The 12371-nt window shown below is 44.2% G+C and carries 13 protein-coding genes and 1 pseudogene; 6 read left to right on the top strand and 8 right to left on the bottom strand.

What is annotated here, in order from left to right:
- Nucleotides 1-78: 78 nt before the first annotated feature.
- On the bottom strand, nucleotides 79-270 hold the full coding sequence (locus tag NDI34_RS14770; RefSeq protein ID WP_190410085.1) for a YqaE/Pmp3 family membrane protein: 192 nt from the start codon (nucleotides 268-270) through the stop codon (nucleotides 79-81).
- Between the two features lie 213 nt (nucleotides 271-483).
- Nucleotides 484-876, bottom strand: coding sequence for a phage holin family protein (locus tag NDI34_RS14765; protein ID WP_190429279.1), 393 nt, complete (start codon nucleotides 874-876; stop codon nucleotides 484-486).
- A 50-nt stretch (nucleotides 877-926) separates the two neighbouring features.
- Here NDI34_RS14765 and NDI34_RS14760 point away from each other — a divergent pair, with 50 nt between their 5' ends.
- Complete coding sequence (locus NDI34_RS14760) at nucleotides 927-1076, top strand: hypothetical protein (protein WP_348233023.1); 150 nt, start codon at nucleotides 927-929, stop codon at nucleotides 1074-1076.
- A gap of 186 nt (nucleotides 1077-1262) precedes the next feature.
- Here NDI34_RS14760 and NDI34_RS14755 read toward each other — a convergent pair whose 3' ends face one another.
- Both NDI34_RS14755 and NDI34_RS14750 read right to left on the bottom strand, forming a co-directional pair.
- Nucleotides 1263-1541 carry a hypothetical protein gene (locus tag NDI34_RS14755; RefSeq protein ID WP_190429277.1) on the bottom strand — a complete coding sequence of 93 codons (279 nt, stop codon included), beginning with the start codon at nucleotides 1539-1541 and terminating at the stop codon, nucleotides 1263-1265.
- Between the two features lie 15 nt (nucleotides 1542-1556).
- Nucleotides 1557-2039: a VOC family protein gene (locus NDI34_RS14750; RefSeq protein WP_190410089.1), complete on the bottom strand. Its 483-nt coding sequence runs from the start codon at nucleotides 2037-2039 to the stop codon at nucleotides 1557-1559.
- 80 nt (nucleotides 2040-2119) lie between these two features.
- Between NDI34_RS14750 and NDI34_RS14745 the strand changes: the two genes are divergently transcribed.
- Both NDI34_RS14745 and NDI34_RS14740 read left to right on the top strand, forming a co-directional pair.
- The gene (locus tag NDI34_RS14745; RefSeq protein ID WP_348233022.1) at nucleotides 2120-2608 is read left to right on the top strand and encodes a DUF4385 domain-containing protein; all 489 of its coding nucleotides are present in this window, start codon (nucleotides 2120-2122) and stop codon (nucleotides 2606-2608) included.
- A 151-nt stretch (nucleotides 2609-2759) separates the two neighbouring features.
- Nucleotides 2760-3665 carry a hypothetical protein gene (locus NDI34_RS14740; RefSeq protein ID WP_190527083.1) on the top strand — a complete coding sequence of 302 codons (906 nt, stop codon included), beginning with the start codon at nucleotides 2760-2762 and terminating at the stop codon, nucleotides 3663-3665.
- 185 nt (nucleotides 3666-3850) lie between these two features.
- Here NDI34_RS14740 and NDI34_RS14735 read toward each other — a convergent pair whose 3' ends face one another.
- On the bottom strand, nucleotides 3851-4879 hold the full coding sequence (locus tag NDI34_RS14735; protein WP_348233021.1) for a hypothetical protein: 1029 nt from the start codon (nucleotides 4877-4879) through the stop codon (nucleotides 3851-3853).
- Nucleotides 4880-5173: 294 nt separating this feature from the next.
- On the opposite strand from NDI34_RS14735, the gene NDI34_RS14730 reads away from it, so the two are divergent.
- Both NDI34_RS14730 and NDI34_RS14725 read left to right on the top strand, forming a co-directional pair.
- Nucleotides 5174-6214 carry a hypothetical protein gene (locus NDI34_RS14730; protein ID WP_348233020.1) on the top strand — a complete coding sequence of 347 codons (1041 nt, stop codon included), beginning with the start codon at nucleotides 5174-5176 and terminating at the stop codon, nucleotides 6212-6214.
- Between the two features lie 279 nt (nucleotides 6215-6493).
- Nucleotides 6494-7096, top strand: a complete 603-nt coding sequence (locus NDI34_RS14725; protein WP_190410094.1) for a hypothetical protein — start codon at nucleotides 6494-6496, stop codon at nucleotides 7094-7096.
- Between the two features lie 143 nt (nucleotides 7097-7239).
- On the opposite strand, the gene add is transcribed toward NDI34_RS14725, so the two are convergent.
- Complete coding sequence (add, locus tag NDI34_RS14720; RefSeq protein ID WP_348233019.1) at nucleotides 7240-8310, bottom strand: adenosine deaminase; 1071 nt, start codon at nucleotides 8308-8310, stop codon at nucleotides 7240-7242.
- Between the two features lie 469 nt (nucleotides 8311-8779).
- Here add and NDI34_RS14715 point away from each other — a divergent pair, with 469 nt between their 5' ends.
- Entirely contained in the window at nucleotides 8780-11035 is a 2256-nt protein-coding gene (locus NDI34_RS14715) for a Tex family protein (protein WP_348233018.1), read from the top strand.
- Between the two features lie 225 nt (nucleotides 11036-11260).
- Here NDI34_RS14715 and NDI34_RS14710 read toward each other — a convergent pair whose 3' ends face one another.
- Nucleotides 11261-11971, bottom strand: a complete 711-nt coding sequence (locus tag NDI34_RS14710) for a class I SAM-dependent methyltransferase (RefSeq protein ID WP_348233049.1) — start codon at nucleotides 11969-11971, stop codon at nucleotides 11261-11263.
- Between the two features lie 304 nt (nucleotides 11972-12275).
- Nucleotides 12276-12371 (bottom strand): annotated as a pseudogene (locus NDI34_RS14705) (IS5/IS1182 family transposase); the annotation flags it as partial.

Here is a 12371-nt window from a genome sequence, read left to right as displayed (position 1 = left end):
ACGCAACCAGCACTCAAGAAAGACTTCTACTCCCACCACTACCGCTACAAGGGATAGAAGCGTCTAACTAACCTTGGCTTAGTATACGTTTTCTCCTCCAGCCATTCTTTCTTCGTGCTTCACGATTACCCAAACTGCATGAATACTACCGGGAAGCCAACCCAGAACCGTAAGCAAAATGTTGATGAATAAAGTTGGGCCAACACCAACTGTCAGAAAAATGCCTAAAGGAGGCACGAGAAGACCAGCCAGAATCCGGAGTAATTTCATGAGACTACTTCAACTTTCTTATTTAAACTCTTATTAGCCTTATTCTCCTAAATCAAGTAATTGAAGACCTCCCCCTAACGAATTATCTTCGTTTGGATAGATGGTATACAAAACTACATTCATCTTTCTAGCTTGCAAACTAAAAAAGGAGGAACAGCATCTAGCTTTCCTCCTTTTTTTAATCTCTATCAATTTTACTTCTCTGGATAGAGATTAACCTTGAGTTTTCAAGTCACTACTGCTGCCGGTTAGTACACCCGCGTTTCTCTCAGCAAAATATTTGCTGATGAAAGTATTCGCAAAAGATAGAACGACGGGTGCCAACAGAAAAGCTAAAATCCCATGCATACTAAATCCGGGAACCAAAATTGAAGCCACCCAGAAACATATCCCGTTAACGACAAGCGAAAATGTTCCTAAGCTGACGAAGTTAAGCGGCATAGATAGGAAAGATAGAGTTGGCTTAACTCCGGCATTGACCAAGCCAATCGCTACAGCAGCAATTAAAGCAGCAGGAAATGTAGCAATATTAACACCTGGAACAAGTAAATCAACAATTAGCAGGCTAAGAGCCGTAGCTACCCAGGTAAAAAGCGTTCCCATCATGGTTTTTTTCCTTAAATTGACACAATAGAAAATTTTAAAGTCCTGATACTATGCTCAGCGATCGCCTAGCCTTCAACCTCCCTACGAAGGTAGATTTTTCTGGAAGCGATCGCCTGTTGCCTTGGTGTTTTAGTGTCTTGGTCGTTGATTACACACAAGATGTAGATAAGGTAGTTCCTCTCGCCAAGAGAAGGCAGTAAATCTCAATACAATCAGGACAACTTAAGCTAAGTGAAATTAGTGATGTATAGGATGGGTGAGCGATAGCGAAATTTATGCAGGGGTTGGCTTTTCCAAGCCAAACACCACTTGCGTGCGGGGGGTTCCCCCGCACGCAAGTGGCTTCCCAACCTACGAACATCTTCAATTTAATTGCATCCGCTTACTTATTGTTGAGGTGCAGTTATGCTGACGTTATTCGTTGAGCTATCCAATACTATCCAGCCAGATTTCCCGTCTAAATTCTCTGCACTATTTGCCACTTTAAAATAGAGCTTCTCGCCGCCACGAGTTTCAACAGCGAAATCGGCTTTTTCCGCATAAACCACTTTAAATCCTCGGTCTCTCAGACAATACATCGCCCAAGCTTTCAGCGTGTGCTTGTGTGGTTCATATTGAATCGGAGGCTTGTTTAACGCCTCTTCCATCACCTTAATTAGCTGCACTGGTTGCACGCTCCACTAGATACTTTCCTTTTTAGTTTCTGCTGGATCGCAGCGAATTTCAATCAGGAATCCATCCGGGTCGTAAAAGTAAATGCCTCGTCCGGTGGGACGGCTGACAGGACCATGATCGATGGGCACTTGATTTTGTTTTAGCACCTCGACCGCCCGCTCGAACAACTGTGGGTCGATGTCAAAGGCGAGGTGATTGGCGCGGGTAAAAGCGCGATGCGGGTCATTGTCTGGGGGTGGCAAATCCGGCTCCCAAAACAAGTCGAGGACGGTACCATCGGGGGTGACGAAATTGGTAACTTTGCCTGATGCTACAAGCGATCGCAATGTGGTCGGCACTTCTTCACCCGTCAGTTCGTACAAACCCAGGATACCCCCGTAAAAGTGCCGGGAAGCTTGCAGATCGTGGACGTTCAAGGCAATGTGGTGGACTCGCCGCAGATCCCCTGCGGAAAGGGCAGTGTTGACGGATTGGGGGCTGGATAGCATGACAGAAAAGACTCCTTTCGTTACTTTCGATAGAAGCAAGACTTTTTTCTTTAAGTCTATTATTCAAAATAAAAATTATCATGCCCTTTGATTACACTTTAGATTTTAAGGCAATCGATTTTCGCTCTTCTCCCGAACTTTATCGAGTGGGTAAGGGCGAGCAGGGGGTGCTTTTGGTAGAACCCTACAAATCAGAAATTCTTCCCTACTGGCGCTTTAAAACTCCAGAGATTGCCAGAGAATCGAGCGAAAAAATTTACCAGATGTTTCTGGATTACCTAGAACAAGATGATTTTGTTGGCGCAGATATGGCACGGAAGTTTTTACAAATGGGTTATACGCGATCGCGCAGATATGCCAATCATAAAAGCGGCAGAAAATTTAAGTCAAATCCTCAAAAAGAAACCTCTAAAGAAGCCCTGCTTCAAGCAAGGAAAGATATTTTACCCAATGAAGTAGATCCGGTAAAAGCTGAATCAGCCGCAATCTTTAAAGAAAAATGGATGCAAGCCAAGACGCATGAGAAATATCTACAGCTTTTAGCGAAGCACAAACAGATGTACGAGTAAGGATGAAAGAGCATAATCTTAGCAAATAGAATTCGCAGCTCCGTCAGCCTTCCTATGTCAGTTCAAATACTGACACATAATCTACTCAGAGTTTTCGGAAACGCTTTCTACATTGGTGTTGTATACAATTAGTTTACCAAGAACAATCAAAATGAGTAATAGCCGGAAATCAATTTTATTTTTTAGCTTATTCCTCACCCTTTTGGGAACAATCACCTCTGGGAAACACGTCCTAGCGATCGCCCAATCTTCAGAATCAACCCAGCGACTAACTGTATCACAGACATCACCCTCCAAATTGGCACAGCTTTCTTCTACATGTACCTATGACGATAGAAAAACCGTAGAAACTGTGAAAGACAAAAAGGGTAAAGTGACACTGGTTGGTGAAACTTATGTCATCGTAACTGAAGGACAGGATGGTATAAGATATGCAACTTGTAATCTTCCTGATAGTTTCAAGGCAGAAGGAAAAGCAATTACATTCAGTGGTGAAGTAAAAGAAATCTATCCTAATGAACGTTGGGCAGCTACACCGTTAAAAATTACAGCGATCGCATCCAGCACCCCAACTTCAACCCCAACCCCAACCCCAGTTCAATCTATTCAAAGCCTATCGAATGGTAACTACACCTTTTGTAGTAAACCTCCCTCAGGCACCGGGAACCAACAGGGTGTAGATTTAGGCCATTGTTATGTATTTGGTAAGAAAGGAAATCGCCTAGTCGGAGACCTTTACGATACCAAAACTTTGGGCGAAGTAACCGCTTGTGTTAGCGGTGTAGTTAATAAGAGAACTGTTAGCGGCGAAGCGATAGAAATTGTCGGAGATATTGGTCGGCAAAATATACCGCCAAACTCATCAGGCACCCGGTTAGTTAATTGGGACAATCAGGGTTACTTGAAAGTTGCGAGAGCTACTGTAATTGGCAGGCTGAATAGCCCTGGCAGGAACAATGTCAGAAAAGTTCGCTATCGTTCTGCTTTGCTTAACTTAAATGGTTTTTATCGCCACAATCAACTGAAACAAGCACCTACAAACTGTTTAAAACGCTAAGAAAGGCAACCGCTAAAAGTAAGCGATCGCATTCTCAATAACAGTAGGTTAAACCCAACAACCAAGAAACCCAACCAATGCTTAATCGAGTTGGGTTTCTTTGCCGCATTCCAACTTAAATTTTGATTGATAGTAAAATTTTACTACCAATATTTGTCTCAAAAATCCTCAAATTGATAAATTTATTAATTCAATTTGTCTCCATTTGAATGAGTATACTTCTGATACCCATTGTTTGTTGGATAATTATTTGTTGGATACAAAGCATTGGATTTGAATAATTGTCCCGATTGGATAATCGCAATAGCGATGGGTTCTAAAGCTTTTGTCCAGCTGTCTCTGATTCGCTGCTGCTCTTCCGGAGTGGGGTTGGTGCTTAACCGTTGAATTTCAGCCAGGACAATTGCTGGTAGTTGCTCGTAGAAACTCATTGCTAGTTCACTACCTACCTGATTCAACAACAGTTGCACTAAAGCAGAGCTGTTCATTACATCATTCGCAACACTACCCGTTGCACCAGTGGCAGTTGCACTAGCGGCAGTTGCACTAGCGGCAGGGGGCGGATTTAATTGGGGGATAGCATCAACGGGAGATACAGGGGTTTTAACTGGCTCAGCAGGACTTTGAAGCGTGTCCCTGGCATCTTCAATCGGAGGTTGAACAATCGCAGCGGGACTTTGAAGTGTGTCCCTGGCATCTTCAATCGGAGGTTGAACAATCGCAGCAGGACTTTGAAGCGTGTCGCTGCCATATTCAATAGGAATAGTAGGTTGAACAGCCACAGGACCTTTATGCGTATCCCAAGGGTCTTCAATCGTAGGGTGGACACCCGTAGCAGCCCCTTTAAGGCTGTCGATTGCACCTTCAATCGTAGGGTGAACACCCGCAGCAGCACCTTTTATTACTAAATCCGCAGCACCTTCAACAATCGCTTTAATACCCTCACCTACACTTTTACCAGTAAACGCCGCAGCAGCTGCACTGACTACAGCACCAAAGGTTGCTCCAGCTAAAGCAGCATTCGCCACACGCCTGCGGGTGCCTGTTGGCTGAACACCGGACTCTTCAGTAGTTGTCTCAGTTTCTTCGTTGGCTGCATCTGACGCAGCATCACCGCCATCTCCGCTAGTGTCTGCTGGAGGAACGCTGGACTGTGCCGGAATCCGGTCAGTATTTTCGTCATGCCGATCAAAAGGCTGATTGCTCTGTGTCATAATGCCCCGTCTCCTGCCTACCAAAACGGCTTAACGATCTGAAGTCACTGCTACTGCTAATTTAGCGATCGCACGTATAGACTTACACCGACCTCAAGGGAGACATCCTTAAATACCCAGCAAGGTATAGCCATATACGATGATTGGGATTCCATATCTACAACTACAGATGCAATAGGTGTTGAGTCATGTCTGCCTTTAGCTCAGTTAAATCCTTCTTGAGGCTCGTTAGAGTTGCAATAGATAACGAGCTACAGCAAAACGATATTTAGATGCTTGGGGGCAAAAGAGACAATGATGACTAATAATACGCCAAATTTCGAGAGACGTGACGAAAATGCTGGCTCTAGCGAGACAGCTCAACCTTATATTCGTACAGAAAGCACAACTCAACCTAGTGGAATAGCAAGAGCAGAAAACAGCCCTACGATTACATCTCAATCTGTTGCTCGGCAACAATCCACTGACATCAATGCTCGGCAACAACCCACCGACATCAATGCTCGGCAACAACCCACCGACATCAATGCTCGGCAACAACCCACCGACATCAATGCTCGGCAACAATCCGGTAGTATGAATGCTGGACAACAATCTAGCAGCATGAATCCAGCCTTATCTAGAGCGCTGATGGGAGGACTCATCGGTGCTACCTTAGGGACACTAGCCGGTCTGGTAGCTGGTAGGAGAACATCTGAGGGTGTGAAGCACGCTGCCAAAGGTGTTGGCGATGCGACAAAGACTATTGCTGGCGGTGTTAACCAGACTGCAAAAGGTGTTGGCGAAGCAGCAAAGACTGTAGCTGGCGGTGTTGGTCAGACAGCCAAAGGTGTTGGCGAAGCGGTTAAGAGTGTAGCTGAAGGCGTTAACTACGCTGTAGTAGGCACATTACAAGATACTGCTGAAGGTGTTAGCCAGGCTGTAGTAGGTACATTGGACGCAGTAAAGGGTACAGCTTCAAATGCTAAGCAAGTTGTAGCAGGTGCCGCAGACCAGCTACAGGATAAAACTGAGGATGCCAAGCAATCTGCAATCAGTGGATTGGACGCAGTTCAGGATGCCGCTGAGGATATCAAGCCATCTTACGAGCAGAACGTCAAGGTAGCTAAAGAGCATCCGGTGATCAGTACGCCGCAGGTCACGACAACTGCGAACATCGGCATGGAAAGGGACATGGATATGCAGACAGCATATATTTCCGGCCCAGATGAGGAAGATGTGGTTAATCGAAATAGGTTTTCAGAGACTGAAACCTCACTAGATCCTAATGCAACCTATCTCCAAGAAGGGGAAGGTTCTGGTTTCCAACGTTATGAAGATACTGCTGACATTTAGAAGCAAGTCTTGATGACTGCGAATGATTGATAGAAGGGTTAGGAGTTAGGAGTTAAGAGTTGGAAATTGATAACTCATAATTCATGACTCCTAACCTTTATCAATTGTCCCTGAAAAACAACCCTTGCAAATTAGAATAAAATTGTAATTAGTTGGGTTTGAACTAAGCGTTAGCAAAGGATATTCCGCATTTGCCTAGGTTAAGAGAATATCGCTTTTTTCCCATTTAAGCAGGCGGCTATCATCAGTATCTATTTAAGTAGAAAGGAGACGATTTTTATGATTGATAATGACAAAGTTTTGGGTGAAGATGAAATATTTGTTGAGCAAATTCCACACGAATATGATACTCCTCCGGCAGACACAGGCATGAATAATGCCTTGACTAAAATAGCGATTGGAGCATTCATTGGTGCTACGGTGGGTGCGATAGCTGGGGCTATGGCGAATAAGGGTGCCGTTGATCGGGTAAACCAGACTGTAAGAAATGCAGGAAATGCAGTCAAAAATGCCGCTGACGGTGTTAACCAAACTGTAAGAAGCGTAGGTGATGGTGTAAAGAACGTAGCTGTCAGCGTTAACGACACAGTAATCGATGTAGGGGACAAAGTTAAGGGCGTCACCCAGGATGTTAATTACACCGTAAAAGATACTCTTAGCACAGTTAAGGGTACAGCGGAGAATGTTAACGAGACTGTGAAAGGTACAGTAGATGTACTCAAGGACGCAGCGGATAATGTTAACGAGAATGTCAGAGGTGCGGGAGAAGCATTGAAAGGTGCATCTGAGGATGCCACTCCATCTGAACCTCAGATTGTCAAGGGGCCTGATAAGCAGGTAAAGTACATTTTAGTGCCAGTAGAAACTGAAGGGAATATTTGATAAACCAAACTTCGAGGAAGGTGAAGTTTAGGAACAAATACTTGAAGTGTTGCTTTTGCAACTGGACAAATTTTGGTCGTCAGAACAAATTTTAATTAGAAGCGATCGCTCTCTGAAAAAAAGAAGCGATCGCTTCTTTTTTTCTAATAAAAAGGGTAGATTGAGGCTTGACTTTTATTAATTGTAGAAATTTTAATAGATGAGGAATTGATTAAGGGCAGTGCCGTTTCAATTTTTCCAAGTAACTCCATTTTTTCTGTGTCATCACACCAAGAAGATTTGATGGCATTTTTAATCAAATTTACAATATCATCCAAAGAAAATCCTAATTTTTCAACCAACATTTTATATTCGTAAGCTAAACTCGAATTAAACATTTTTGGATCGTCAGTATTAACCGTTATCAGCAGTCCTTCCTCGTATAATTTTTTAATCGGGTGGAGTGAGATGTCAGCAACGACTCCTGTTCTCAGATTAGAGATAGGACACATCTCTATTGGGATTTGCTCTGACTTCAAAAAGGATACTAATTCTGGATCGTCTATCGCACGTACACCATGCCCAATACGATCCACTTTTAAGCTGCGAATGGCTCCCCAGATACTCTCAGAACCTGCTGCTTCACCCGCGTGGGCAGAAGTTTTAAATCCCAAGTTTCTCGCTTGCTCGTAAACCGCTTCGTAGGGTTCGGGAGGAAATGTTTGTTCCGAGCCACCGATGCCAATTCCCAAGACTCCAAGATTTTTTACCTCGTGAATCTGTTTTACCCAAGTCATTCCCTGTTCCGGTCCGAAATCTCGAATCAGGTCGGCTACTAAATTCACTGTAATTTTATCGGCATGAACATCCAAACCTTTGCGAATTGCTTCTGTGAGTTTCTGGGGTTCCAGTCCATGCCTAATAAAATCGCCTGGAGAATAAAAAGCTTCCACATAAATAACATTTTGAGAAGCTAAATCCTCAGCAACTTTACTGGCAATCAATGTAAAATCTTCGTATTCTCGTAAAAAATTGTTCTTCCAAACCCAGGTGTCAATAAAATGTTGAAAATCTTTGTATTGAAATTTTTGCTCCATCTGGGAGAATGAACCAACCGAAGAAACGGCATTATACTTTTCTATAAGTTGCCAAAGGGCTGTGAGGGGAATTGCTCCCTCCAGATGAAGATGAAGTTCAACTTTGGGTAATTGGTGCAGAGTATCATTTAGCAACATATTCTTAAGATGAAAAGTAATTTTTATCGGCGTCAGATGACGTAATTTTACCGCTCAAAAATCGCCAACTCTATTTATTAGAGTTACTTTGCCTAAAGGTTATTATCTTCCTCCAAGTGGTTCACCCGATTGGGTGACAGTATGGACAGATAGCTCCCATGTGAGAATATAGCGGGCAAGCAGTTGAGTCCAATACAAACCTAACCCCCAGCTCCTTCCCTAGTGGGAAAGGGGAGTAAGACTTAAATCAAAGCCTCTCTCCTCCTAGGACAGAGGTTTGGAGAGAGGTCAAAAATGTACTGCATCCAACTGAGAACGGCTATACCTCATTGATATTCCTTGGCAGTAAGGGTGCCTTTACACACAATTAGTTTTCTGTCAATGTGGAAGCGATAAAAATAATTCGTGGATGGGTGTTTTAGGATGATCATCACAGAAGTGTCTGATTCGTAACTGCTGAACACATCCGATGCTGAACATTCCTCAACTACTGGCACAAGAGCTTTCCCTCAAACCTTCTCAGGTGCAAAGTGCGCTGGAACTTTTCGCCGAGGGGTCAACGATTCCCTTTATTGCTCGTTATCGGAAAGAGCGTACTGGCACAATGGACGAAATCCAGCTTCGCAACCTGTCGGAGCGATTTACCTACCTGACGGAGCTAGAAGAGCGCAAGGCGGCGATTCTGGAAGCGATCGCATCCCAAGGTAAACTCACCGATGAGCTGAAAGCTAAAATCGAATCCTCTGTGCAAAAAACCGAACTAGAGGATCTTTACCTACCCTACAAAACGAAGCGACGGACACGTGCCACCATCGCTAGGGAAAAAGGACTGGAACCCCTGGCAGAGTTCATCAAGTCGCTGAACAATCGCACTGCTCAGCCTACATCTCTGGAGTCAGAGGCGGCAAAGTATATTTCTGAAGAAAAGGGAGTGAAGACGGTGGAGGAAGCGCTTAAAGGTGCTTCTGACATTCTGGCGGAGGCGGTGTCTGAAAAAGCTGAGGTGCGATCGCATCTACGCGACTATTTGATGAACGAAGGGGTATTCGTCTCGCGCATCAAAAACGATCATCCCGAAGGTTCCACCAAATTTGAGATGTACCGAAATTTTCAGGCTTCGGTGAAAAATATTGCGCCGCACAACTTGCTGGCGCTGCTGCGAGGCGAGACGGAGGAAGTGTTGAACCTAGAACTTTCCTTCGATGAAGAAGTTGTCCTGTCCTATTTGGAGTCGCAGGAAATCCAAACGAAAGTCCCAGCGGTGAGAGACTTTTATCGGGGAATGCTCAAAGATGCCTTCAACCGTTTGATGAAAGCTTCCCTGATTAGCGAAGTGCGTGCTGATAGAAAAGCTTATGCAGATGTCGAGTCGATTAAGACATTTGAAAGTAATTTGCGGGAGTTGCTGCTGTCGAGTCCAGCGGGATTGAAGCCAACGCTGGCAATCGATCCGGGATTTCGGACTGGGTGCAAAGTTGCCGTTCTTGATGAGACGGGGCAATTTTTAGAATACCAGGCTGTCTTTCCCCATCAAGCAGCCGAGCAGCGATTGAAGGCTGCCAGCACTATCAAGAAATTGATTGAAAAGTACAATATTCAACTGATAGCCATCGGTAATGGCACTGCCGGACGGGAGACGGATGAGTTCGTTGCAGAAATTCTCAAGACGATGGATCGCAAACCAATTAAAGTAATGGTGAATGAGTCGGGAGCATCGATTTATTCTGCGAGTGATGTAGCGATCGCAGAATTTCCCGATCTTGATATTACCGTTCGTGGTGCCATCAGCATCGGTCGTCGCTTGCAAGATCCCTTAGCCGAACTCGTCAAGATTGACCCCAAATCTATTGGCGTCGGACAGTACCAACACGATGTCGATCAAAAATTACTGAAAACGAAGCTAGATGACACGGTAGAAAGTTGCGTGAACTATGTCGGTGTGGATTTAAACACTGCCTCGAAAGAACTTTTGACCTTTGTTTCCGGGATGACACCAACGGTTGCCAAAAATATCATTACCTATCGCAACAAACAAGGTGCATTCAAAAACCGCCGGGAACTTCTGAAAGTACCAAAATTAGGGCCAAAAGCTTTTGAACAGGCGGCTGGTTTCTTGCGGATTCGCGCTGGCGAAAATCCTTTAGATAATACAGCCGTGCATCCTGAGAGTTATGGGGTTGTACAAGCGATCGCTAAAGATTTAAATGTGCCATTGGAGCAAATTACGCAAGTTGCAGAAAAACTTAAGTCAACCAACTTGAAGAAATACGTCACTGATACCGTCGGCGAACCGACGCTGCGCGATATTATCAGCGAACTGGAAAAACCGGGAAGAGATCCCCGCGCCGAGTTTAAGTATGCCACTTTTAAGGAAGGAGTCAAAGAAATCAAGGATCTCCAAATTGGCATGGAACTGGAAGGGATTGTGACGAATGTTGCTAACTTTGGCGCGTTTGTCGATATTGGCGTTCACCAAGATGGTTTGGTGCATATTTCGCAACTCTCTGACCGATTTGTAGACGATCCAAAACAAATTGTCAAAGTCGGACAAGTTGTGAAAGTGCGAGTTCTAGAAGTCAACGAGCAGTTGAAACGCATTAGTTTGTCGATGAAATCAGCAGGCGAAGCGAGTGGCGGAAGTAGTGTGAAAAAAACAAGCGATCGCACGCAGCAAAAATCACCGACACTGAACGACTTAAAAACAAAGTTTGGTAGAAAATCGTAAGCTTGCAACTTCCTAGCTCGATCCCCCAACCCCCCTTGAGAAGGGGGGCTAAAATTCTTAAGACTTTGGCAATATTGGGTAACCTCTAAATAAAAAAATACTTTTTTATTTACAGATTCTGATTTTTATCAAGTTTTTTTAGTTTAGAAATGAAAAATATTGGTCTTAGCTTCCCTTAAAAAGGGGGGTTGGGGCGCTCAAATATAGCAGCAGCCCAAAATTATCTTATCCCTCCAGCTCTTGAAATACTATCAAATGCTGCTGAGGTAAAAAGCTTTTTGTTTCCAACCATTGCAAACCCACTGCTGCCATTTCTTTACGCACTTGCTTTTGAGTCATTTTGTGCAGCGCTTTGATCAGAATAAACGGATTTTCACCGCGATACTCAACTAAAACTACACGTCCACCTGGTTTAAGCGCCTTCACAAGTGCTTCCATCACTTCTCTGGGATACTCAAATTCGTGATATGCATCCACCATTAACGCCAAATCAATACTTGCTATCGGCAGATTGGGGTTGTTAATTGTGGCTAAAATCGGCTCAACATTCGTAATATTTTTCTCCTTTTTCATAAAATTAATGATGTCGAGCATCTCCGGCTGAACATCCACCGCCAGCACCTTCCCTTGTGACGCGAGGGGAGCAATGCGAAAGCTCATGTATCCCGTCCCGGCTCCGATATCTGCCACAATATCAGTAGGTTTCAAGTCAAGGGCATTCACCACTTTAGAAGGTCGCTCTTCAGCTTCTCGACTCGGTCGTTCCAGCCAAAATGCTCCCTCATGTCCCATCACTTTAGCAATTTCTCGACCCATGTAAAACTTGCCAATGCCTTCTGAGCTGTGGTTGCTCCGTTCCTGATAAATCGCGTTATCAGAAGCTATTGTATTTGTTAGTCCCGTGTTAGCAGGATTAAGCAAGAAACCACCTATCATTACCAAAATAATCACTGCTACACGTAATTTTTTCAAAATTTCCATCCTTGGTTTACCTAAATATGTCTCTGCTTCGTGCCCCAAAGCTCAACTTAGCACTCAGACAGTCAAGAGCATATCATCCGATTCCTTAAAATCTTCGGAATTCCCGAAGAAACGGCTATATGAAGAATCGGATGTATTAGGAAGTAGCTGGTGATGCGATCGCGGCATCGACTAATGGGCTAATCCCACTCGGAGATTCTCAAACCACCGCTGGACGCCCATTTAAGTTGAAATTTCATCATTAGACCTCCTGCATGAATCAGGAGGCATGTGCCAGTTCGTAGTTCAGCAAGCCAGCAATTAGGTTTAAGCGCAAACCAAATCTCTGCCTGCGATTGCGATAACGTCCTGAAAA

Source organism: Trichocoleus sp. DQ-U1 (assembly GCF_039961925.1).
Taxonomy (GTDB): domain Bacteria; phylum Cyanobacteriota; class Cyanobacteriia; order Cyanobacteriales; family FACHB-T130; genus FACHB-T130.
The sequence above is the reverse complement of the archived record's forward strand: the minus strand, read 5'-3'. Positions and strand labels throughout refer to the sequence as shown.

Bases quoted from the DNA above. Each gene is read 5' to 3' on its own strand.
- add (WP_348233019.1), bottom strand. From the start codon at position 8,310: ATGTTGCTAAATGATACTCTGCACCAATTACCCAAAGTTGAACTTCAT.
- NDI34_RS14770 (WP_190410085.1), bottom strand. From the start codon at position 270: ATGAAATTACTCCGGATTCTGGCTGGTCTTCTCGTGCCTCCTTTAGGC.
- NDI34_RS14740 (WP_190527083.1), top strand. From the start codon at position 2,760: ATGAGTAATAGCCGGAAATCAATTTTATTTTTTAGCTTATTCCTCACC.
- NDI34_RS14750 (WP_190410089.1), bottom strand. From the start codon at position 2,039: ATGCTATCCAGCCCCCAATCCGTCAACACTGCCCTTTCCGCAGGGGAT.
- NDI34_RS14725 (WP_190410094.1), top strand. From the start codon at position 6,494: ATGATTGATAATGACAAAGTTTTGGGTGAAGATGAAATATTTGTTGAG.
- NDI34_RS14765 (WP_190429279.1), bottom strand. From the start codon at position 876: ATGATGGGAACGCTTTTTACCTGGGTAGCTACGGCTCTTAGCCTGCTA.
- NDI34_RS14710 (WP_348233049.1), bottom strand. From the start codon at position 11,971: ATGATAGGTGGTTTCTTGCTTAATCCTGCTAACACGGGACTAACAAAT.
- NDI34_RS14760 (WP_348233023.1), top strand. From the start codon at position 927: ATGCTCAGCGATCGCCTAGCCTTCAACCTCCCTACGAAGGTAGATTTT.
- NDI34_RS14715 (WP_348233018.1), top strand. From the start codon at position 8,780: ATGCTGAACATTCCTCAACTACTGGCACAAGAGCTTTCCCTCAAACCT.
- NDI34_RS14745 (WP_348233022.1), top strand. From the start codon at position 2,120: ATGCCCTTTGATTACACTTTAGATTTTAAGGCAATCGATTTTCGCTCT.
- NDI34_RS14730 (WP_348233020.1), top strand. From the start codon at position 5,174: ATGATGACTAATAATACGCCAAATTTCGAGAGACGTGACGAAAATGCT.
- NDI34_RS14735 (WP_348233021.1), bottom strand. From the start codon at position 4,879: ATGACACAGAGCAATCAGCCTTTTGATCGGCATGACGAAAATACTGAC.